General features: G+C 44.2%; 17 protein-coding genes, 1 tRNA gene and 1 riboswitch. Of the genes, 9 read left to right on the top strand and 9 right to left on the bottom strand.

From position 1 onward, the window contains the following. Positions 1-314 precede the first annotated feature (314 nt). Positions 315-2135 carry an aspartate kinase gene (locus J7529_RS10860; RefSeq protein ID WP_318728976.1) on the top strand — a complete coding sequence of 607 codons (1821 nt, stop codon included), beginning with the start codon at positions 315-317 and terminating at the stop codon, positions 2133-2135. A gap of 104 nt (positions 2136-2239) precedes the next feature. On the opposite strand, the gene J7529_RS10865 is transcribed toward J7529_RS10860, so the two are convergent. The 6 genes from J7529_RS10865 to J7529_RS10890 form a co-directional block, all read right to left on the bottom strand. Further along, positions 2240-3682, bottom strand: a complete 1443-nt coding sequence (locus tag J7529_RS10865) for a diguanylate cyclase domain-containing protein (RefSeq protein ID WP_318728977.1) — start codon at positions 3680-3682, stop codon at positions 2240-2242. After that, positions 3679-7797 (bottom strand): PAS domain S-box protein, encoded by a 4119-nt coding sequence (locus tag J7529_RS10870; protein WP_318728978.1) that lies wholly within the window; start codon positions 7795-7797, stop codon positions 3679-3681. The genes J7529_RS10865 and J7529_RS10870 overlap by 4 nt, the downstream gene beginning before the upstream one ends. A 105-nt stretch (positions 7798-7902) precedes the next feature. Further along, the gene (locus J7529_RS10875; RefSeq protein ID WP_318728979.1) at positions 7903-8898 is read right to left on the bottom strand and encodes a folate-binding protein; all 996 of its coding nucleotides are present in this window, start codon (positions 8896-8898) and stop codon (positions 7903-7905) included. A gap of 53 nt (positions 8899-8951) precedes the next feature. Continuing rightward, positions 8952-9341, bottom strand: coding sequence for a hypothetical protein (locus J7529_RS10880; RefSeq protein ID WP_271938401.1), 390 nt, complete (start codon positions 9339-9341; stop codon positions 8952-8954). Positions 9342-9395: 54 nt separating this feature from the next. Further along, entirely contained in the window at positions 9396-9806 is a 411-nt protein-coding gene (locus J7529_RS10885) for a putative toxin-antitoxin system toxin component, PIN family (RefSeq protein WP_318728981.1), read from the bottom strand. A gap of 1 nt (position 9807) precedes the next feature. Continuing rightward, positions 9808-10035 (bottom strand): hypothetical protein, encoded by a 228-nt coding sequence (locus J7529_RS10890; RefSeq protein WP_318728982.1) that lies wholly within the window; start codon positions 10033-10035, stop codon positions 9808-9810. Between the two features lie 323 nt (positions 10036-10358). Further along, positions 10359-10457: riboswitch (TPP riboswitch) on the top strand. An 8-nt stretch (positions 10458-10465) separates the two neighbouring features. Between J7529_RS10890 and thiC the strand changes: the two genes are divergently transcribed. The 5 genes from thiC to J7529_RS10915 all read left to right on the top strand — a co-directional run bounded on the left by thiC (position 10466) and on the right by J7529_RS10915 (position 17054). After that, on the top strand, positions 10466-11851 hold the full coding sequence (gene thiC, locus J7529_RS10895) for a phosphomethylpyrimidine synthase (RefSeq protein WP_318728983.1): 1386 nt from the start codon (positions 10466-10468) through the stop codon (positions 11849-11851). A 65-nt stretch (positions 11852-11916) separates the two neighbouring features. Then, a complete protein-coding gene (locus tag J7529_RS10900; protein ID WP_318728984.1) occupies positions 11917-12336 on the top strand; it encodes a hypothetical protein in 420 nt (139 codons plus the stop codon). Between the two features lie 302 nt (positions 12337-12638). Continuing rightward, entirely contained in the window at positions 12639-13583 is a 945-nt protein-coding gene (locus J7529_RS10905; RefSeq protein ID WP_318728985.1) for a UDP-glucuronic acid decarboxylase family protein, read from the top strand. Between the two features lie 81 nt (positions 13584-13664). Further along, positions 13665-15032 carry a UDP-glucose dehydrogenase family protein gene (locus tag J7529_RS10910; RefSeq protein ID WP_271938412.1) on the top strand — a complete coding sequence of 456 codons (1368 nt, stop codon included), beginning with the start codon at positions 13665-13667 and terminating at the stop codon, positions 15030-15032. A gap of 216 nt (positions 15033-15248) precedes the next feature. Continuing rightward, positions 15249-17054 (top strand): M3 family oligoendopeptidase, encoded by a 1806-nt coding sequence (locus J7529_RS10915; protein ID WP_318728986.1) that lies wholly within the window; start codon positions 15249-15251, stop codon positions 17052-17054. Positions 17055-17265: 211 nt separating this feature from the next. Here the strand turns inward: J7529_RS10915 and J7529_RS10920 are convergent, their stop codons facing one another. Together J7529_RS10920 and era are read right to left on the bottom strand one after the other, a co-directional pair. Then, positions 17266-17955, bottom strand: coding sequence for a PEP-CTERM sorting domain-containing protein (locus J7529_RS10920; protein ID WP_318728987.1), 690 nt, complete (start codon positions 17953-17955; stop codon positions 17266-17268). A gap of 520 nt (positions 17956-18475) precedes the next feature. Then, positions 18476-19453, bottom strand: coding sequence for a GTPase Era (gene era / locus J7529_RS10925; RefSeq protein ID WP_318728988.1), 978 nt, complete (start codon positions 19451-19453; stop codon positions 18476-18478). A 146-nt stretch (positions 19454-19599) separates the two neighbouring features. Here era and J7529_RS10930 point away from each other — a divergent pair, with 146 nt between their 5' ends. Beyond that, complete coding sequence (locus J7529_RS10930) at positions 19600-20676, top strand: ATP-dependent 6-phosphofructokinase (RefSeq protein ID WP_318728989.1); 1077 nt, start codon at positions 19600-19602, stop codon at positions 20674-20676. A gap of 50 nt (positions 20677-20726) precedes the next feature. Here J7529_RS10930 and fabG read toward each other — a convergent pair whose 3' ends face one another. Further along, a complete protein-coding gene (gene fabG, locus J7529_RS10935; RefSeq protein WP_318728990.1) occupies positions 20727-21473 on the bottom strand; it encodes a 3-oxoacyl-[acyl-carrier-protein] reductase in 747 nt (248 codons plus the stop codon). A gap of 218 nt (positions 21474-21691) precedes the next feature. Here fabG and trxA point away from each other — a divergent pair, with 218 nt between their 5' ends. Together trxA and J7529_RS10945 are read left to right on the top strand one after the other, a co-directional pair. After that, on the top strand, positions 21692-22009 hold the full coding sequence (gene trxA / locus J7529_RS10940) for a thioredoxin (RefSeq protein ID WP_271938424.1): 318 nt from the start codon (positions 21692-21694) through the stop codon (positions 22007-22009). 104 nt (positions 22010-22113) lie between these two features. Continuing rightward, positions 22114-22184 (top strand) — tRNA-Gly (locus tag J7529_RS10945). Positions 22185-22377 lie beyond the last annotated feature (193 nt).

The following is a 22377-nucleotide window of genomic DNA, read 5'->3' on the forward strand; positions in this document are numbered from 1 at the left end:
GGTATGGCCTGGTCTGCTCACCGGTGCTAGGAAGCGTCTCTGATAACAGCGAAAATTGCTGTAAGGCTGTCCGTGGGGACATAAAACCAGGTTGTGCCGCCTTCATCGTACCAAGTTTTGTTCCCCCATCAGGAAACCCGTTTCAATTCAAAATTCAAAAGTAGAAATTAAAAAAATTCTGGGTATGGGTCGGTTGGGCTGATGATCGCAAATCGATCTGGTACATTAGTTAAGCTAACTACTCATAATTGGGTAAAATGCACCCTTAATCTGATTCACATCAGGTTTGTAAGTATGGCAGGGGAATAAGACATATGGCCTTAATCGTACAAAAATATGGTGGCACTTCCGTGGGTACGGTCGATCGCATTCAAGCTGTTGCCGATCGCGTACAACGAACGGTAAACGCTGGTAATTCTGTGGTAGTGGTCGTTTCAGCCATGGGCAAAACCACGGATGGATTAGTAAAACTCGCTTCAGAAATTTCCGCCAACCCCTGCCGCAGAGAAATGGATATGTTGCTCTCAACTGGGGAGCAGGTATCTATCGCTCTCCTGAGTATGGCCCTAAAAGAAATCGGACAACCCGCAATCTCCTTGACCGGCGCTCAAGTGGGTATTGTTACGGAAAATAATCAGCACACCCGCGCCCGTATTCTGAGCATTAATCCCCAACGCATTGAGCGCCATTTGGGGGAAGGGCAAGTTGTGATTGTGGCCGGTTTTCAAGGAATTGCCCTTTCTGAGGATGTCGATAGTAAAATTCCAGAGGTAGAAATTACCACATTGGGAAGGGGCGGCTCAGATACCTCAGCCGTGGCTTTAGGCGCGGCACTCAAAGCTGATATTTGTGAAATTTATACGGATGTTCCCGGTATTTTGACGGCTGATCCCCGTTTGATTCCCGATGCCCAATTGATGAGCGAAATTACCAGTGATGAGATGCTGGAATTAGCCAGTTTAGGAGCCAAGGTCTTGCATCCTAGAGCAGTGGAAATTGCCCGCAATTACGGTATTCCTTTAGTGGTTAAGTCCAGTTGGACGGACGATCCGGGGACGAAGGTAACCTCTGCCAAACCTTTCCCCCGTCCCTTGGAAGGACTGGAACTGGTGCGTCCAGTGGATGCAGTGGAATTTGACACCGATCAGGCAAAAGTCTCTCTATTGCGGGTTCCCGATCGCCCAGGGGTAGCGGCTCAGTTGTTTGGTGAAATTGGCGACCAGAATCTGGATGTAGATCTGATTATCCAATCGATTCATGAAGGGCAAACCAATGATATTGCCTTTACGGTGACAACAGATTCCCTCAAACGCGCAGAAGCCGTTTCAACTGCCATCTTACCCGTTCTTGCCCAAGGGTCTAGCCTCGATAATGCTGAGGCGATCGTCAAAGAAAACATCGCCAAAATTAGTATCTCTGGTGCGGGCATGATTGGCCGACCGGGGGTCGCGGCACAAATGTTTACAGCCTTATCTGAAGGGGGGGTCAATATTCAGATGATCTCAACTTCTGAGGTGAAAGTCAGTTGTGTCGTCGAAGCCACAGAGTGCGATCGCGCTGTGGAAATTCTGACCTCAACCTTTGACGTACAAGTTCAGGCGGCTAAAGCGATCGACTCCGGTACTCAACCTCCCGTTCGAGGTGTCGCCTTAGATCTTAAACAAGCTCGGTTAGCCCTGCTCCGTGTGCCCGATCGCCCCGGAACTGCCGCCGAGTTGTTCAAACTGTTAGCCGAACATAACATTAGCGTGGATATGATTATCCAATCCCAACGCTGTCGGGTGATTAATGACCTCTATACCCGCGATATCGCCTTTACCGTCGCGCAAGCTGATGCCCAAGCCGCTCGCACGCTCTTAGAGGAACTGGCTTCAGGATGGGGATCGTCAGAAGTGGTTGTGGATGAAGCGATCTCCAAAGTCAGCGCCGTAGGCACAGGAATGATTAATCATCCCGGTGTAGCGGCAATGATGTTTGCGGCCCTATCTAAGGAAGGGATTAACATTCAGATGATCGCTACCTCTGAAATTAAAATTAGTTGCGTCGTCGATCAAGACTCTGGAGTAAAAGCATTGCAAGCCATCCATGCCGCCTTTGGCCTCGCTGGCAGCCAAAAAATCACCGTCCCCGCCTGATGGGGGAATGGGGGAAGCGGGGACACGGGGACATGGAGAGAGCCATGAAGAAACCGGGTTTCTATATCCCTATTCCCTATTCCCTAGTGCGAAGCGCTATAGTTTTAAACACCGATCGCATAGCGATTTCGGCCTTTGTATTTCGCTTCATACAATGCTCGATCCGCAAAATCAACCAGTCTGATCAGATGAGAGTGTTGAGTTGGCGTTACACAAGCAATCCCTAGGCTAATCGTCACAATAGGTTCAGGTAACTCGGTTGCCATATGGGGAATGTTTAGGTTACCGATCGCCTGTTGCATTTGTTCTGCTACAGTGATGGCTCCTTTGAGAGGAGTATTGGGTAAAATTGCAGCAAACTCTTCTCCTCCATAACGGGCAATTAAATCAGCTGGGTTTTTAAGGGTAGAAGAGAGGGCTTGGGCAACTTGTTCCAGACAGTGATCGCCAATGATATGACCATAGGTATCATTGTATTGCTTGAAATAATCAATATCACAAAGAATGAGGGACAATGGCAGTGCTTCCCGTTGCAGTCGTCGCCATTCATGTTCTAAATACTGATCGAAATAACGACGATTAGCGACTTGGGTTAAGGCATCCACATTCACCAAACGCTCTAATTCTTGATTGGCTTGTTGCAGTGCATCATACAATTGGGACTGTTTAATGGCGATCGCAATTTGTTCAATAATCCGGACTAAAATCTCGTATTCAGGAGAATGCCAGGCTTTAGAGATATCATCGCGATCGACAATTAATATACCCCAGAGGTCATTCTGTTGATAGATGGGGACACTCAGTTGCGTTTTCACTTGGTTACGATCTAGACCGACTGGAGCATAGATCTCAAACTGGCTATCCTTCGATTCTGGATTGACAAAGGATTGGATCTTGACGGTTTCACCGATGGATAGCGTCTTTGCCTTGGGAGAATCGGCGATCGCCACAATTTGATATTCTCCCTCAAATACACAACGACAAATCATCACCCGACTCGCGCCAAACAACGCCTGGATACTGAAAACTGTGGTCGTTAAAATTTCTTCTAAATTCAGAGAATAATGAATTCCCTGAAGAATTTTGAGTAAAATTAGCTCTTTTTCGGCTTGGCGCTGACTTTGTTCCCGTAAATGCTTTAACTCTAAATGAGTTTTCACCCGTGCCAAAAGTTCCGGAGGATGAAACGGTTTCCTTAAATAATCAATCGCTCCTTTCTCAAAGGCTTGGAGGAGATGATCCATCTCTTGACTTGCTGTTAAAAAAATCAGAGGAATATCCTTAAACGTTGAGTCCGCTTTCAGCCACTCGCAAACTTGAAAACCATCCATATCTGGCATCATTAAATCCAGTAAAATCAAATCAGGTTTTGCCTTTTTTACTCGGTCTATGGCTTGTTGTCCTCCCATGGCAAATGTCAGCTTGTAACCAATGGGAGATAACACCCCCCGTAAAACCTTCAAATTGTCTGGATTATCATCTACAACCAGCAATAAACAATCTTCCGGTTTCATCAATTGGGCTTCAGAGTTGAGGAATTCGGTCAAGATCGGTCCACCTCCTCTGCGACGTTCTCTAAAAGAGTTTTGAATTTCAGTACGGTTTGGGGTATCATATCCCAATCAAAGTTATCCAATTGTTTCTCTAAATTTTGAATATAATTGACTAAAGGTAAATAGTGATATTTTATCGTAAGAGTCTGTAAATCTTCAACAAACTGCTCAACTTCTTCAATTTCTAACGTTTTAGATAAGCTAACCCAAGAGTTCTCTTCAAGAATTGTTAGTTTTTCTAATAGTTCAGCTAAATGAACGGGAATGAGTGGCGACTCAAAAGAATTGACTTCTGGATTAACTGGGGCAATATCGTTCGGGCTGGAGGAAGAGTCCAACTCTTGAGAGGGAGGGAGTAGGGACTGAAGGACCCGAATCAAATCACTTATCTTGACCGGTTTGAGCACAAATCCTTGACAGATGGATTTAAGTTGTTGTTCATCTTTAAATTCAGAAGAAGCAGTAACAATGACAATGGGAATATGGTTAGTTTTTTCATTTTCTTTGAGAAAATTGGCGACTTCCCGGCCATTCATCCGTGGCATCCGCAAATCTAATAAAATCAGGTCTGGGACATACTTAAACGTTACTCGAATAGCTTCTTCTCCATCTTCTGCAAACAATAAGGTATGAGCTGTATCTCTAAAATATCCTCGAATCAGTTCTCGATTAGATACAATATCATCAACGACTAAAATGGTAGAAGGCTGAAACTGATTCAAGTCAGAAATTAGACATTCTTGAACACTTTCTAGGACTCGAGAATGACTAATTGGAACATCAGGAAAGCGAAAAATAAAGAGACTACCCTTAGCCAATTCGCTCTGTAGTTCAATCGTTCCTCCCATCATATCAACTAAACGGCGTGTAATAGCTAGTCCTAATCCAGTACCGCCAAACTTACGGTTACTTTGACCTTGACTTTGGGTAAAGGCATCAAAGATATATGCTTGATCGCTTTCGCTAATTCCAATTCCGGTATCTCTAATCCTAATTTCTAGATTGATTCTATCTTCGTTATCAGAAGCCAAGGAGCATTCTAAGCTAATCTGAACGGTTCCTGAAGCCGTGAATTTAATCGCATTCCCAACCACATTAAATAAAATTTGACGCAAACGAACTTCATCAAATATGACTAAATCTGGTAAATGGTCATCCAGGTTCATCTGGAGACTCAGACCTTTATCTTGAGCTTTATGTAGAAAAATATTATAGATATCGTTAAAGATATTTTTTAAATAGCTGGGTTCGGGGTCAAGTTCGAGCCGACCGGCTTCGATTTTAGACAGATCGAGGATATCGTTAATTAAAGATAATAAAGTTTTACTACTGGCAGCAATTGCTTGTAAGTATTCTTGGGATAATGGTTTTTGCAGTAAGGGTTTGAGGAGTTCGGTAAATCCCAAGACAGCATTCATCGGTGTACGAATCTCATGGCTCATATTGGCTAAAAATTCACTTTTGGCTCGATTTGCACTATCGGCCATTACCTTGGCTTGTTCTAATTCTTGATTTTTTTGGATTAATTCTTCTCGTTGGTTAATTTCTTTTTCCAGTAATGAAGCTTGGGCGATGGCAATACCAAGTTGTCCCGCCAAGGCTTCGATCAGTTCAATATCCTCTTTTGTCCAATGACGATAATCATCACATTGGTGTAAACCAATTACTCCATTAATTTGTCCTTGGTAAAATGTCCCTACTGACAGCATGGATTTGAGGTGGATTTGCTCACAGGTGGGTTGCAGATTGGCTAGCAATGGATGAGTATGGATATTATCACAGGCGATCGCCTCTTCCTGACTCATGAGTTGTTCTACATGGGGATTCCCTTCTAGAGGAACGGCAAAATCTTGCAATGAAGCATAATTACCCCTCAAATATTCTGCTACAACGGGGATAGAGACTGTCCATTCCGGGTTATATAAATGAATCAGGCAACGGTTTACCTGGAAGGTTTGGCCAATTTTTTCAGCAGCTACCTGAAAAATAGTGTCAATTTCTAGGCTTTGACGAATGGCGGTGGTTATTTCTTGCAGTAGTAGGGCTTTGTTGAGTTGATAAACTAGAGCAGCTTCTTGCTGTTTGCGGTGGGTAATATCTCGAATAACAGCTAATACACTCTCGTTATCAAAGGGAATCAAACGACATTCTTCACAGTAAACCGTTCCTTGAAGGGGGATTTCATATTCATAGCTCTGAATCGTTTGGGTATTGAGGGTCGTTTGGATATATCCGATTCGTTCTGGAGTCACCAGTTGAGGGAGAGCTTTCATCAGATGCATTCCCGGAAATTGTCTTTCTGGTTCTGGAGCATTAAGGTCGGCAGGATGGACGTTCATTACATCGAGAAATTGACCTGTTCTACTCAATCGAATCATTAAGTCAGGGATGGCATCCATTAAAGCGCGATTGGTCGTTTCGGTTTTCTTGCGTTTCGTAATGTCCATGACTGTACCGAAATAACTGGTGATATCGCCATTATCATTGCGAACGGCAATCGCACTTCCCCAAACCCAGACGATCTGACCATCCGGTTTCTGAAAACGGTATTCTAGGTCAAATGGACGGCCTTGTTGGCTTGATGCAGTCCATTCCTCAAAAATAGCTTCTCGATCCTCTGGATGTAGGGCTTGCTGCCAAGCATCTCCTAAATAGCTTTCGGGTTGATAGCATCCTGTCATCTCTGCCCATTTGGGATTAACATAGAGGAATTGACCTTGGAGATCGGTCTGAAAAATACCAACTGGAGAGTGGGAGACTAGCACTCGAAAGCGTTGTTCACTGTTTTCCAGAGCAATTTGGGCGAGTTGGCGATCGCTAATATCTTGTACTAAATAGGAAAATCGGGGACGCTCTGGATGGACAAATCCAATAAAGCTCACGGTTGCCCACAAGAAATATGACCTGTTTTCTACATAGTGTTCATACTCAAATTCAATTGGCTCTTGGGTTTCCATTGCTTCTCGGTAATAGCTGATCCATTTCTGAATATGTTCGGGAGAAGCACCCATGAGACTCGCTCGCTGATTGGCCATTGCGTCTGGGGTTGTGCCCAAAAAACGAGCGGATGCTTGATTATCAGACAGATGTACAACATCATTTTCGAGCAGTTCTACAATTCCCATCATTATGGGAGAGCTATTATAAAAACTCCGTAGCATTGCCTCTCTTTCTTCTAGTTTTAATTCTGCTTGTTGACGATCCATCATTTCTTGATTGAGTTTCTGATTGATCGTTTGAATAACATTAAGTTTATTTCGCCAACTTTGGAGAATAGAAATCCCAAGAGCAATACTCCAACTGGTTAATAGTCCTCCGGCTAAAAATTGAGAGGGAAAAGGAGAATGAAGCTTCTGAATCCACCATTTTTGAGGATATAATGTGAATTTCAGCATTTGACCATAAAGGTTAACCGTTTTTATGACTTTGCGATCTACATTCATCTCTTGAGAGAGTTCTTTTTGGTAGATGACTTGCTCTCCCTGAGTAATGATTAATTGATAATGATGATGACGCAAGGGTTCTAAAAGATAATCGAACAAAGTCTCTAAATTTACAACTGAAACGATATATCCATTAAAAGTACTGTCTTCTGCGTTTGGCTCAAGCTCTAAGAATAGGGGATCAACAATCAAAATACCCCGATCTCCTCCAGAAAGTAAAAAATTTTCTGTTAGAGTCATTTGTTGGGTGTAGTATGAGCTATCTAGAGTGCGTTTATAATCTGCATTTTGATTTAAGTTGATATGGGCAGTCAGTTGGGGAGGTTCAGGACTGACACTCCAACGAATTTGATGGTTCATATCTACCCAGGCTAAAGCTTGCAGTCCGGCAAAATCTTCAACATAGTTGAGAGCGTCTTTTTGCCACAGAATTTCAGGAGTTCCCCCCGCAGCTTCCCAGCGATCTCCCATCCGTTGTAGGGCTAAAATTTGTTCCCTGAACTGTGATTCTAGATGAATTTGCAGTGTTTCAGCCTCTTCTAGAATAGACTGTTGCACTAATTCCCGGTCTTGACTTTCTAACTTTGACCAAACCGCTAGGATTCCTAGAGATAGGACACACCCGAAAATCCACGGTAATTTTAATTTGAAATATTGCCCAGCCACACTATCAGAGAATTGAAGTTAAGGGTATATTCAATAGCTTATCCAATACCCCATGTAATGACAACTTTAGAACCTGAGTGTGGTTGGGGACTAAGGAGGATCTGTTTATTGGGATGGGGTGTCTAAATACCCACGAGAGAGAAAGGGCAGATCGATGAGAGTTGCCGATTGGTTGGCCACTTGAACGGTGAGTCCTTTTCCTCCTGTTTTGGTGCGAATATAGGCTAGGGCGATCGCTCCTTTTGAAAGAGCGATACAACTGGTGATGGTTCCGGCTTTCTGTTCTCCGACTTGGATGGGGGTTCCAGGGTCAACAGGTTGAGAAAGTTGGAGACCCCAAAGTTGCTGTTTCACCCCTTGATATGTGTTTAAGCGAGCGATGGTTTCTTGACCAATATAACAACCTTTCTCAAAGGAAATCGTTTGCCATAATCCGGCTTCTAGGGGATTATAATCTTCGGTTAATTCACGATCGGGTGCAGGACGACCTTGTTGAATTCGTAGTTTTTCCCAATCTAGATCGGTGATTTCTTTTGCGCCTTGTGCTATCAGTTTTTCGGCTAAAATTCTTCGGTGTTGAGCCTCAAAAATAAGGGTATAGCCAGCCGTTGCTAACCCACTGCCTACTGCTATTCTGAGGGGAATTTCCCCTAGGGTAATTTGCTGGTGGGTTCCTTGAGGAGCGTGGGTTAAGGGGGCGATTTCAAGGGTCTCTAAGAGGCGATCGCTGTCAGTTCCAATTAAACTTATACAAGCAGTATTTTCAGTAATATCTGACAGCTCAACTCGATCCATTGGGAAGATATACCGATCCATCCACTTGAATAGCTGTTCCTGTCTATTGGGAGAAACCAGTAAAATCACGCTCTCTTCGGTCAGATAAGCTGTGACCAAATCCAGGGTACGAGCGGTGGAGGTAACGAAGACGGTATCACAGCCTTGTCCGGGTTGCAGGCGCTCGAAATTATTGGTACTCTGGTTGTGTAAAAAGCGGATGCGATCGCTTCCTTTGACTTCAATTCTGCCCCAATGGGTGCGATCGTAGAGTAAAGTTTCTGTTTCTTCAGGCATAATCATTACGGATGCGTCTTGAAAGGTCATCTTTAATCCTAATCAACTCAGGATAAGTTGATTAAAGTTTTCTCCTCATTTCCCTATCCCCCCATTTTAGGTAAATTCTCAAAAACCTCCCCAATCACTTGCTTGGTTTTCTCTTCCAGTTGTATCCAATCAACATCTCCCGTATCATCAATTAAGCTCGTATCAATCTCTACATTCTGTGCGTCATAGGGGGAATGGGTCATTGGGTATTCTAGAAAACAAATCCGGAAACATAGCTCCCACAGATTCACGCGCATTTCCTCTCCCTGATAGGTTAAGCACAACACATAACCCGGATAGGGGTCTTGTACCTCTTCATAGGTTCCTTTCCAGGGTGAGGTTTCCAAAACTTGACGCAGATTATCCACGACCCTCAAGAGGGAAGGTTGCATCAGTAGTTCGGCTTGTTGCCATGCGATTGTGTCCTTAAACTTAGGTCTCATGAAGTCAGCTAAAGGCTTTTAATTATTGTTGAAGACTTAGGGTTCAGTTGTCAATCACTCTGGTGCGATCGTTCTTAAAAATTCATCTGCTGTGATGACCAAAATACCCCGAAATGGGTGCAATACCAGCAAATCTCTGTCACCAGTAATGATATAACTTGCTTCTCCATTTAATGCCAATTCCAAAATCTTATCATCTTTGCGATCTCGACACTCTGCTACCTGTTCAACTATCTCTACTAGAGCAGATCTTGCCACCAAAGTTCCTAAAAATTGTTCCCGTTCTTCACGGGTGATATAACGATTAAATTTTTCGCGCCCGAATATCTCACTTAACTCTTCCAGAAGTTCAAGGGATAGCAAGACTTCACCATTGGCTAAAGCATATCGAAGCACTCGATCTGGCTTGCTATACTCAAATAAAAGCGCACTGACAATAATATTAGTATCAAAAACGTAGCGCATTTCATTTATCAGACAAAATTGAATCTAAAATTTCTGGAGTCAAGCCTCGTGCTTGAGCATTCCGACTAATCTCGCTCATGACTTCTTCTAACGGTCTTTTCTGTCGAGTGACATCACTAAGTTTGATGCTAAGTAATGCTTCAAACTTACGCCTCTCTTGTTCAGAAGCTGCCTCAAATATACGGGCAACCTCAGCATTGACGCGAATCACAATCGGTTGAGTTTGCATGATAGTTAGGAAATGTTTATCTGAAGAATATTCTCTTGGTATATGAACCAGGGTAACATAGAGTTTTATTAGAAGGGTAATCAGTTAATTTGACGAAATAGAGCTGGAGATTCCTGTTCAATAGCAGGTTCACTAATCTATGGAAATCTCATCAAAAGCTAGCCTCACTTATCAAGGTGGATTGAGTGTAGGGGGTGATGATCGGTGTAAGGTACAAGTAAAAGTTCAACAGCTTAAGAAAATTAAAAATCTGTGTCTGCACTATCTACCTGACCCCCTAGGCCAAATTTTTCTCTTAGTTTGCCCAAATTATGTTAAAATTTAGCACAAGCTAGGGGTGCCTGATGGCGATCGGGCTGAGAGTAAACCCTTAGAACCTGAGTCCGGCTAGTACCGGCGGAGGGAAGCTGTCACTTCGAGGACTAAACATATGCGAACTGAATGGGTTGCTAAACGGCGGGGACAAGCCAATGTCACGCAGATGAATTATGCTCGTCAAGGCCTGATTACGGAAGAGATGCACTATGTGGCGCAACGGGAAAATCTCACCCCTGAATTGATTCGAGATGAGGTTGCGCGGGGAAGGATGATTATTCCGGCGAATGTTAATCACCCAAATTTAGAACCAATGGCGATCGGGATTGCTTCTAAGTGTAAGGTGAATGCTAACCTGGGTGCTTCTCCCAATTCTTCTAATTTGCAAGAAGAAGTCGATAAGCTGAATCTGGCTGTTAAATATGGTGCAGATACGGTGATGGACTTGTCTACGGGAGGCGGAAACTTAGACGAGATTCGTACAGCGATTATTAAAGCGTCCCCGGTTCCGATTGGTACGGTTCCCATCTACCAAGCGCTAGAAAGTGTGAATGGTAGAATTGAGAAACTTACACCAGATGACTTTCTGCATATTATCGATAAACATGCCCAGCAAGGGGTGGATTATATGACCATCCATGCAGGGATTTTGATTGAACATTTACCGTTGGTGAGAAGTCGGATTACGGGGATTGTTTCCCGTGGTGGCGGTATTATTGCTCGGTGGATGTTACACCATCATAAGCAAAATCCTCTGTATACCCATTTCAACGATATTATCGAAATCTTTAAGAAACATGATGTTTCGTTTAGTTTAGGGGATTCTCTGCGTCCGGGTTGTACCCATGATGCTTCGGATGAGGCACAATTGGCGGAGTTGAAGACGTTGGGTCAACTCACCCGCAAAGCTTGGGAACATAATGTGCAGGTGATGGTTGAAGGGCCGGGCCATGTACCGATGGATCAAATTGAGTTTAATGTGAAGAAGCAGATGGAGGAGTGTTCAGAAGCTCCGTTCTATGTGCTGGGGCCGTTGGTGACGGATATTGCGCCAGGCTACGATCATATTACCTCTGCCATTGGAGCGGCGATCGCCGGTTGGCATGGAACCGCTATGCTCTGTTACGTTACCCCCAAAGAACATTTAGGACTTCCAAACGCCGAAGATGTACGCAATGGCTTAATTGCCTACAAAATTGCTGCTCACGCTGCGGACATTGCCCGACACCGCCTAGGAGCCAGAGACCGAGACGACGAACTCTCTGCCGCTCGGTATAACTTCGACTGGAATCGCCAGTTTGAACTCTCCCTCGACCCCGACCGCGCGCGGGAATATCACGACGAAACCCTCCCCGCAGACATCTACAAAACGGCTGAATTCTGCTCCATGTGCGGGCCTAAATTCTGCCCCATGCAAACCAAGGTAGATGCAGACGCGCTCACCGAGTTAGAGAAATACTTAGCTCAGGAAGAGCAAAAGAAAGAAGTCGCTCAAGTTTAAGTTTCACCCCCATACCCCCAGTTGCTACAACCTGGGGGTTTTTTAGTTTATTGAAGAGTAATATCATGGCTAAATACACAAAAAAGATGGAAATTCTTAAATCTTTAGTCGAGCGTACTAATCTGACAAGAGATGCACGAGAAGCATTTAAGAAGGCATACCCTAATGCACCAGACGCTATGATAGAGGTTGCGATTTTTCATGTATATGTAGATGGGATTGGTGCAGCATTAGATTGGCTAGTTAGCGTTGAAGAATTTCTAAGAAACCCAAACAGTCAAATGGATGGCAGTCACTTACTTTATCATCTCTATAACTGGCATCAGTTAGTAGCATTATTACCAGAAGGATCTCCCAGAATAATTGAATTGATCGAAGACATAAAAGTATATCTTAATGAGAATGAATTTCAAGCAGCATTAGATTCAGTTGAAGAATTAGAAGATCGCTTCAAAGGACAACTTAATCACCCTAATTTTTACTGATTTTTGAACATTATAAAAGTCTTTCTTGAGGACTTGATGGACTTTTCCAGGGCTTTTTATGACTGGATCTAAGGCATCTTTATGGGTTCTCCAAATAGTTTCAGGCGATCACTGTACAAGATCCGTAAAACGTTGAAGACTAGATTTACCCTTGAGTTGTACCGAAAGCTATACCCGGATGTCAATAATGATGCCACAGCTAGAGCGCCCAAATTCAGATTTTAACTAATGTTCCAGTTCTCACCAAATCAGCCAGGAAAAGGCTAATATAACCTTGCTGGCTTAATATACCTGCACACATTATGAGAATCCTTGTAACGGGGGGAGCTGGCTTTGTTGGCTCCCACCTAATTGACCGTTTGATGGAAGCGGGTCATGAAGTCATCTGTTTAGATAACTTCTACACAGGCAATAAACGCAATATTCTTCAGTGGCTCGATAATCCTTATTTTGAGCTGATCCGACATGATGTTACCGAACCCATCCGGTTAGAGGTCGATCAGATCTATCACTTGGCTTGTCCAGCATCACCCATTCACTACCAATACAATCCCATCAAGACTACCAAAACCAGCGTCTTGGGAACCATTAATATGCTAGGACTAGCCAAGCGAGTAAAGGCACGCATATTACTAGCATCTACTTCAGAAATCTATGGTGACCCTGATGTTCACCCCCAGACGGAAGAGTATCGGGGAAACGTAAACACCATCGGCATTCGCTCCTGTTATGACGAAGGAAAACGAATTGCTGAAACCCTATGTTTTGACTACTATCGAGAGCATGGTCTAGAAATTCGCGTCGCTCGGATTTTTAATACTTATGGCCCTCGAATGCTGGAAAATGATGGTCGAGTGGTGAGTAATTTTGTAGTACAAGCCCTCAAGAGAAGTCCGCTCACTGTTTATGGTGATGGTTCTCAAACCCGCAGTTTCTGCTATGTTTCCGATCTGGTAGAAGGGTTAATTCGGTTGATGAATCGCGATAATCGTGAAGAAGAAGGGCCGGTCAATTTGGGAAATCCTGATGAGTATACAATTCTGGAATTAGCCCAAAAAATTCAACAAAAGGTTAATCCAGATGCCAAAATTCAGTATCAGCCTCTTCCTGCGGATGACCCCCGAAAACGGAAACCGGATATTACTCGCGCTAAGGAATGGCTAGGATGGAAACCGACGATTCCCTTGAATGAAGGATTAGACAAAACGATCGCCGATTTTGGCGATCGCCTATCTCCCTCTGAATAATCCCTTTCGGTATTGAAGAGATCCAATAAGGCAAGCATCTACCCTCTGTAAATCTAAAATTAAGTCTCTTGAGGTATACCCATGAAAGTTTGTGTAATTGGTACAGGTTACGTTGGTTTGGTGACCGGTGTCTGTCTAGCGGAATGCGGCCACCACGTTATCTGTATTGATAACAATGAAGAGAAAGTCAAACTGATGAAGTCCGGACAATCCCCGATTTATGAACCAGGATTGTCTGAATTAATGCAAAAATCTGCCCAGGCAGGGAACTTGGAATTTAGCTCCGATTTAAAGGCTGGAGTGGCTCATGGGGATATCTTATTTATTGCTGTAGGAACACCAGCTCTACCCTCTGGAGATAGCGATACCCGATATGTGGAAGCCGTGGCTCGTGGCATTGGGTCTCATCTACGAGATGGTTATAAAGTGATTGTGAATAAATCGACCGTTCCCATTGGATCAGGAGATTGGGTACGGATGATTGTCCTTGATGGTATGGCTGAACGCAAGAAAGAAGAAGGCTTGAGCGAGCAAGAGATTAAAGCGGAATTTGATGTAGTCAGTAACCCTGAATTTCTGCGGGAAGGCTCGGCTGTCTATGATACTTTTAACCCCGATCGCATCGTCTTAGGCAGCAATAACGAAAAGGCGATCGCTCTGATGCAAGAACTTTATACCCCCATCGTAGAACGCAAAGTCGGCACAGATGCGTCCTTACCTCCGGTTCCCGTTGTGGTTACCGATCTCAGTTCTGCGGAGATGATTAAATACGCTGCGAACGCTTTCCTCGCCACTAAAATTAGCTTTATCAACGAAGTGGCAAATATTTGCGATAAAGTCGGTGCAGATGTTACCCAAGTGGCTAAAGGCATTGGACTCGATTCTCGAATTGGTAAGAAGTTTCTACAAGCTGGAATTGGTTGGGGTGGCTCCTGTTTCCCCAAAGATGTTTCTGCCTTAATTCATACTGCCGATGACTATAATTATGAAGCCGAACTGCTCAAAGCAGCCGTCACTGTCAATCAACGCCAACGGCTCATGGCAGTAGAAAAACTACAACAGGAACTGAAAATCCTCAAAGGTAAAACCATTGGATTCCTTGGACTTACATTCAAACCCGATACCGATGATATGCGGGATGCTCCAGCTCTAAACTTGATCGAACAACTCAGTCGCTTAGGAGCGAAACTCAAAGCCTACGATCCCATTATCTCTCAGTCGGGAATGCGTCATGGTCTCTCGGATGTGATTGTAGAAACTGATCCAGAAATGCTGGCTGATGGGTGTGATGCTTTGGTATTAGTCACCGATTGGCAGCAATTCTTGAACTTGGATTATGGCAAAATGGCCCAGAAAATGGCCCATCCTGTCATGATTGATGGTCGGAATTTCCTCGATCGCAAAACCCTAGAGGCTGCTGGCTTCCGTTATGTGGGAATTGGCCACTAATTTTTCTCGAGCAATACTGCGCTGCGATCGCTAAAAGGGGGTTCTGTCCCCCTTATTTTTTCGTTTCTGTTACTCAGTCAAATTAATCCCATCCAACCTTAAAATAACCTATGTAGCACAGAAAGAGTTAGCTAGGACTCCAGTTCAATACTGAAACCTAGCTACCATTCCCCATTCCCCATTCCCCATTCCCTAGCGCAAAGTGCTATATCTCCTATGACCACACTCAGCAACCAACTCCAAACCCCCCAAGAATGGGATCTTTCTGACCTCTACCAACGACTAGACGACCCCAAAATTCAACAAGACCTGGAGCATCTACAACAGCAAGCCACCGCCTTTCGCCAAACCTATCGCGGCAAAATTGCCCAACTCTCCCCAGAGCAAATCCTCGACTGCTTACAACAGCTCGAAACCCTCTTTCAATCCTGTGGCTACCTGTGGGCCTATCCGAGCTTAGTCTTTTCCGCCGATACCCGTAACAGCCTCGCCAAACAACTGCTTGATCAAATCATGGAAGCAGTAACCACCCTAGAAAATGAGGTTCTCTTTTTTGATTTAGAACTCAAAAAATTACCCATATCTCAACTCGAAAAACTGCAACAATCACCCCTCTTAGCCTCCTATTACCATTACCTAAAACAAATTGCCAAATTTCGCCCCTACGCCCTTTCCGAAGAAGTTGAACAAACCCGAAATCAGGATAACTTAACCGGTCGTAGCGCCTTTATTCAACTCCGTTCTCTGCACCTAGGCGAACAAAACTATACCCCAGTCACCACCCCAGAAGGAAAAAACGCCGAAACCGAAGCCGATCTTTCTGCCTTACGTTTGCATCCTTCCCCAGAAATTCGCTACCAGTCCTATATTTCCCTCCGGGAAGTCATGCAGCAGCATAACTTGCTCTATGCCAATATTCTCAACAATATTGCCCAAGATCATAAGCTCGAAAATAAAATGCGAGGCTATGACTCTACCCTCAGCAAACAACTTTTAGAAGACCAAGTTTCTGAACCGGTCTTCCAAGCCATTATGACCGGAATGGCTGACCGCTACGATCTGTTTCAACGCTATTACCATCTCAAAGCTAAAACCCTAGGGGAACCCATCCGGAGTTGCGATATTTATGCCCCTTGGACGCAAGATACTAGCCCTTCTTTACCCTATAATTTAGGAGTAGAAACCCTGTTAAAAGCCTTAGAGAAATTTGATATTAACTATGCTCGCCGCGCTGAAGAATTTTTCCTCAAAAATTGGGTCGATGCCAAAGTTAGACCTGGAAAACGGGGCGGTGCATTTTGTGCCTATAACCATGGCAAACATAGTTATTTATTGCTCTCCTATACCGAGGATTATAACTCCCTATTTACCTTAGCCCACGAAATGGGTCATGGTTTACATTTTGCCTGGATTGATGACCATCAAAGCTATTTTAACAGCAATCCCCCCATGGTGATCGCTGAAGTGGCTTCCACGTTTAATGAATTGTTGTTATTAGATTTTCTCCTGGAATCCTCCGATCCAGCCTTAAAGCTCTCCATTTTGACCGGACAACTCGAAGATCAATTAAGCTTACTCTTCCGCCAGAGTACCATCAGTCGCTTAGAATTACTTATCCATGAACGAGCTAACCAAGGCAGTTTCGATCGGCATTTTGTTAATCAGGAATGGATGAAGTTGTATGAACAGCTTTGTGGAGATGCGATTAGCCTCTTGCCTGAACATCAATATGATTGGGCGAGAATTGGTCATATTTTCTTTAAGCCGTTCTATTGCTATCAATACACCGCTTCTCATATTGTCAGCTTGGCTTGTTATCAACAATATCGACAACGGAGTAAAGAGTTTGTGCCTGGATATCTAGAATTGTTATCGACAGGAGGAAGTGTGGATCAGGTGGAAGCACTCAAACAGTATGTAGGTGTTAATTTAACCGATCCAGCGACGATTGGTCATGCGCTGGAATATGTTCAAGGGTTGATCGATCAATTGGAGGAAACGTTAACCCTTAAAAGTGAATAATGAATAATCATTCAGTGTCTTGCAGAAAATCATCCAAAAGTGGACTAGGGTAAGAGAAGAACAAAGTTAACGTCAGTTTTGGTTAAGGGCATTTTGCGGCTGATGCGATGAAGGAATGGAGATTACAGCCAACGATAGCGTTTTGGCTTACCCAAAACTGACGTTTATTTGACAATGTTATAACAGCCTCAAGTGACAGAATTTAAGTCGATTAGCGAGACTGGCGGCGCTTGAGCGCAGCGAAACCAGCAATGAACGCTAACCCAAGAACAGCGCTCGGTTCAGGAACTTTTTCTACAGTAAATAGCCAGTCAGAAGCATATAGATGAGTTGCATCTTCACGAAGAGTCCCCTCATCAGCATGATTGAGCCAACCCCATCCTGAATAACCCTCTTCACCTCGATGATCTGTATCAATTTTGAAAGAGTAGTCATGCACTCCTTTATAATCAAAGAGGTCATAGGAACTGACAGTAGAAGAAATATTCCCTTGCCCCTGTCCATCACCCCAGACGACTAGCCCGTCACCATTTGTTGTTACATTGTTATAAGTAAAATCGAGATCCCAAACGACAGGATTATCATAACTTGAACCTACATCAAGTCCTCCAAACACTTTCCCAGAAATAGTAACGCTCGATCCATCATATTCTAGGAAGACCTCAGATTGAGAATCTTCACAGTTGAAAGTGTAGATGTCGCTAGAGTTACCAGAGACTAAGCCATCCAGTCGAAGACAGTATGCTGGTGGAGCTGCATTGCCATCTGGATGATTATTCACACGATATTTGCCAATAGAAAAGGCATGAGCTGGATTAACAGCAAGCGTAGAAATACTAGCAGTAAAAATACTTATGGAGATTCCACGGAGGATATGGGTAAAGGGGTTATGGTTAATCATGATATCTATTCTGATTAGAGATAAAAGGGATAGTTTGAAAGATCAATTCAGAGCATATTGATCTGCTCTTGAGAATCTGTGATAGCTTTTAGCTTTTAACTTAGGTTAGTGTTTTTCAGTAAAAATCGTGAACCCCTAGACCCTATTCTTCATGAAAACTTCATAAAAATGATAGGTTTTATGAAGTTTTCATGAAGCATCTCCGAAAAAACGCATGTAGAGGCCCAATTCTAGAATTTAATTGGGGATTATGGGACGTAGAAATACTTACTTTAACATCAGTTTTAGTCATCCCTTTTCTGTCACTCTCCGGATTGAAGGAATAGGAAATCTGCTTAAGGGATGACAAAGAGGCTAAAGAGTAGACTGTATAAGGGATAGAACCTTTAATCCCTTCTGGAAAAATAAGCGCTTATGAGGCTTGGAATCCAATTCTTGAGCCAAAACTGACGTAAGTTAGAACACGGTTGAATCCTAAAACCGAGCTACCATCCTCTCTTCCCTAGCGTTTCGCGCTATATTAATCCTCTCCCACTTGATAGCCAAATTGAGAAAGACGAGTGCGAGATTGTCGCCATTTAGGTCTGACTTTAACAAATAATTCCAGATAAACTTGACCTAAAATCAGTTTTTGCATTTGTTCTCGTGCAGCCATACCAATGCTTTTTAACATGGCTCCCTTTTTACCAATCAAAATGGCTTTTTGGGAGTCTCGTTCCACATTAATAGCCGCAAAAACGCGGGTGATTTTTGGGGTTTCTTCGACTCGTTCAATCTCTACGGCTACCGAATGAGGAACTTCTTGGCGCGTAAGGAGTAAGATTTGTTCCCGGATTAATTCGCCCATGATAAAGCGTTCCGGTTGGTCAGTGACCAAATCGGGAGGATAATAGTAGGGGCCGGGTTCTAGATTGTCTGCCAGCAGGTTTTGTAGAGAGTCTAATCCCTCACCCGTAAGGGCAGAAAATTTTAGGGTTGGCCAGTGGTGAGCTTGGGCGAGTTGTTCGTAGGTTTGGTCGATCGCTTCAGAATCATCGGGTTGTTGATCCGCTTTATTGAGACCAAGAATAATCGGCAGTTTCACACTAGAGAGTAGCTCAACAATGTAGCGATCGCCCCCTCCCGCAGGAACAGAACTATCGACCACAAATAACACCACATCTACCGATTTAATCGCCAACTTTGCATTTTCCACCAAAACCTTCCCTAACTCATGGTGGGGTTTATGAATTCCAGGGGTATCCACAAAAATAAATTGGGCGGCTGAAGTCGTTAGAATGCCCCGTAAGCGGTTGCGCGTCGTTTGGGCTACGGGCGAAGTAATGGCAATTTTCTGTCCCACCAACTGATTCATAATAGTCGATTTACCGACATTGGGGCGGCCAATAATCCCCACAAACCCAGACTTAAAGCCAGGAGGGGGTTCAGGAATTAAATTAAAGGATGCAGGAGAAATATCGTCCAAGGCTTCAGATTGGGGATCGCGAGAATGAGTCATGGGGGATCGTAAGTCAGGAAAGAACAAAGATTAAGTCAAGTTGAGGTTATCGAACTTTGAGAGAATTTGAGTTTAATTTACTCCTGTAAGGGCTACTTAGCCCTTTGTCTTCATTCAACTTAAAGGCTACCGGAGGACACAAGGTTATGGGAAAACGCATTGGTATTTTGACCAGTGGCGGAGACTGTGCAGGTCTCAATGCTGCGATTCGGGCTGTGGTCTATCATGCCATAGGAACCTACGGTTATGAAGTCTTTGGAATTCATCAAGCCACATTAGGCTTATTGGAGCGTCCTCCAAAAGTGAAAGAATTAACCCGTACAAACATTCGTGGATTATTGCTCACTGGCGGAACTATATTAGGAACCACCAACAAAGGTGACCCTTTCGCTTATCCCATGCCCGATGGTACATTACTCGATCGCTCCCAAGAAATGATCGAAGGATATCACCAATTAGGGCTTGATGCCCTATTAGTGATTGGTGGAGATGGATCTCTAGCTATTCTGCGTAAACTGGCCCAACAAGGCAATATGAACATTATCGGTATCCCCAAAACCATTGATAATGACATTGGCATTACCGAACGCTCCATTGGCTTCCAAACGGCGGTTAATATTGCCACAGAAGCCTTAGACCGCCTCCAATTTACCGCCGCCAGCCATAGCCGAGTCTTGATTCTAGAAGTGATGGGCCGGGATGCGGGTCATATTGCCATCAGTGCTGGAATTGCTGGCGGTGCGGATGTGATCCTGATTCCCGAAATTCCCTACAATATTCAGAAGATTTGTAACCACATTGTTAACCGTCGAGAGCTGGGTAAAAGCTATTCTCTGGTGATTGTCTCTGAAGCAGTGAAAAGTGTTGAAGGTGGATCGATGACCAATGTGGTTGGTCTCGGAGAGAGTCGCTATGGAGGGATTGGCCAGGAGATTGCTAAAGGGATTACCTCGGAAATCAGTGCAGAAACACGGGTAACCGTTTTAGGCCATACCCAACGGGGAGGGATTCCCGCACCCATTGACCGCCTGGTGGCTTCGGCGTTTGGAGTAGCAGCCGTTGATTTAGTGGCTCAGGAGATGTACGATCACGTGGTAACTTGGCAACATCGGCAAGTTGTGAGTGTGCCCATTGAAAAGGCGATCGAACATTACCAAACCGTCAATCCAGAAGGTACGTTGGTGAAAACGGCCAGAGGTCTGGGAATTTGTTTGGGTGATTAACAGCCACAACAAGGGGCTTAAGCCCCTTGCTCCATTAGGAGCAGTAGAAATTAGGCCATTACCATGCCGCCATCGACGTTAAAGACTTGACCCGTAATATAGGCGGCGGCGGGGTCGGCCGCTAAGAAACGCACCATTCCGGCGACTTCCTCAGGTTGACCATAGCGACCCAGGGGAATCAGTTTCAGAATTTCATCTACTGCTAGATCTTTGGTCATGTCGGTAGTAATAAAACCAGGAGCAACTGCATTAGCCGTTACGCCACGACTGGCGATTTCTTTGGCGACAGTTTTGGTAAATCCAATCACTCCTGCTTTGGCTGCACTATAGTTGGCTTGACCGGGATTTCCCATTTGTCCGGAAACCGAGGCAATGTTGATAATTCGGCCTCGACGTTTTTTGATCATGATTTTACTGATGGCACGGGTACAGAGAAATACACCGGTCAGGTTGAGGTTAATGACGGCTTGCCAGTCTTCCGGTTTCATCCGTAGGAGTAAGCCATCTCTGGTAATCCCGGCGTTATTGACCAGGACATCAATCTGTCCCCATTCATCCATAACGGCTTTAACCAGGGTATCGACGGCTTCTGCTTGGGAAACATCTGCCCCAAGGGCGATCGCCTCTCCTCCTTGGTCTTTGATTTGACTGACGACTTCTTCGGCTGCACTGCTAGAGCTGGCATAGTTAACCGCTACTTTCGCTCCTTCTGCGGCTAAGGAAAGGGCGATCGCCCGACCAATTCCCCTAGACGCTCCGGTTACTAAGGCCACTTGATTTTGTAATTGGTTTCCCATAAACCACTTCTCCTGCTATTTCTTAAAGTTAGGCTGAGGGCATTTTGCCTTAGAATGGGGGGAGTTGCCTAACTTTTGCCGAATTTAATATCAAATCCTTCAATGTTTGCTACGATCGAATGGAAGTAAAATGGGTGAAGGTCGTCCTGTAGAGCCTGTATTAGCCTTGCTAGAGGCAACTCTTCTTTAACCCATACCCAATTTTTAATTGATCTAATATGGCGATTAAAAAACAATTTAAGAGTTTTGCTGACCTCCTGGCCCAATCGGATGTCCCAGTTTTGGTCGATTTCTACGCCACTTGGTGCGGCCCCTGCAAAATAATGGTGCCAATTTTGGAGCAAGTGCAAACTCAGATGGGCCAAGCTCTCCAAGTCGTGAAGATTGATTCAGATAAATATCCCCAACTGGCTTCTGAGTACCAGGTGGAAGCGTTACCGACCCTGATCCTCTTTAAACAGGGGAAACCCGTCGATAAAATTGAAGGCGTGATTAAGGTAGAACCCCTGATGGCTCGCCTCCAAACCCTGATTTAACGAACTTGAAGAAAATTTCCCCAAAGTCTAGCTTTTTCCTAAAACTTGTGTTATCTTAATGAAAGTGGGTAATAAACGGTTGAGTCCGTTAATTTGCCTGACTTGCGGGTATAGTTTAGTGGTAAAACCATAGCCTTCCAAGCTATTGATGGGGGTTCGATTCCCCCTACCCGCTTGATCATATAAGTCTTATAGGTAAAGGGACTCTCATCCCCATCAATAGCTTGGGAGGCTATAGCTCAACACACATTCAACACAAAACCACCATAGCACCTCCAAAAGTAAGGGTCAAGAAATAGGTTAAATGGGTTAGATAGTAATTAGAGTTTTCTATAGAATCCATAGAGAAATCCAAGGGGGTTCCCAAG

Origin of the sequence: Roseofilum sp. Guam, from assembly GCF_017746735.1 — a bacterium.
In the GTDB taxonomy this organism is placed as follows: domain Bacteria; phylum Cyanobacteriota; class Cyanobacteriia; order Cyanobacteriales; family Desertifilaceae; genus Roseofilum; species Roseofilum reptotaenium.

What these genes read in the sequence shown, in the direction of transcription:
- J7529_RS10860 (WP_318728976.1), top strand. Translation starts at nt 315, where the DNA reads ATGGCCTTAATCGTACAAAAATATGGTGGCACTTCCGTGGGTACGGTC.
- J7529_RS10875 (WP_318728979.1), bottom strand. Translation starts at nt 8,898, where the DNA reads ATGACCTTTCAAGACGCATCCGTAATGATTATGCCTGAAGAAACAGAA.
- J7529_RS10880 (WP_271938401.1), bottom strand. Translation starts at nt 9,341, where the DNA reads ATGAGACCTAAGTTTAAGGACACAATCGCATGGCAACAAGCCGAACTA.
- J7529_RS10885 (WP_318728981.1), bottom strand. Translation starts at nt 9,806, where the DNA reads ATGCGCTACGTTTTTGATACTAATATTATTGTCAGTGCGCTTTTATTT.
- J7529_RS10890 (WP_318728982.1), bottom strand. Translation starts at nt 10,035, where the DNA reads ATGCAAACTCAACCGATTGTGATTCGCGTCAATGCTGAGGTTGCCCGT.
- thiC (WP_318728983.1), top strand. Translation starts at nt 10,466, where the DNA reads ATGCGAACTGAATGGGTTGCTAAACGGCGGGGACAAGCCAATGTCACG.
- J7529_RS10900 (WP_318728984.1), top strand. Translation starts at nt 11,917, where the DNA reads ATGGCTAAATACACAAAAAAGATGGAAATTCTTAAATCTTTAGTCGAG.
- J7529_RS10905 (WP_318728985.1), top strand. Translation starts at nt 12,639, where the DNA reads ATGAGAATCCTTGTAACGGGGGGAGCTGGCTTTGTTGGCTCCCACCTA.
- J7529_RS10910 (WP_271938412.1), top strand. Translation starts at nt 13,665, where the DNA reads ATGAAAGTTTGTGTAATTGGTACAGGTTACGTTGGTTTGGTGACCGGT.
- J7529_RS10915 (WP_318728986.1), top strand. Translation starts at nt 15,249, where the DNA reads ATGACCACACTCAGCAACCAACTCCAAACCCCCCAAGAATGGGATCTT.
- J7529_RS10920 (WP_318728987.1), bottom strand. Translation starts at nt 17,955, where the DNA reads ATGATTAACCATAACCCCTTTACCCATATCCTCCGTGGAATCTCCATA.
- era (WP_318728988.1), bottom strand. Translation starts at nt 19,453, where the DNA reads ATGACTCATTCTCGCGATCCCCAATCTGAAGCCTTGGACGATATTTCT.
- J7529_RS10930 (WP_318728989.1), top strand. Translation starts at nt 19,600, where the DNA reads ATGGGAAAACGCATTGGTATTTTGACCAGTGGCGGAGACTGTGCAGGT.
- fabG (WP_318728990.1), bottom strand. Translation starts at nt 21,473, where the DNA reads ATGGGAAACCAATTACAAAATCAAGTGGCCTTAGTAACCGGAGCGTCT.
- trxA (WP_271938424.1), top strand. Translation starts at nt 21,692, where the DNA reads ATGGCGATTAAAAAACAATTTAAGAGTTTTGCTGACCTCCTGGCCCAA.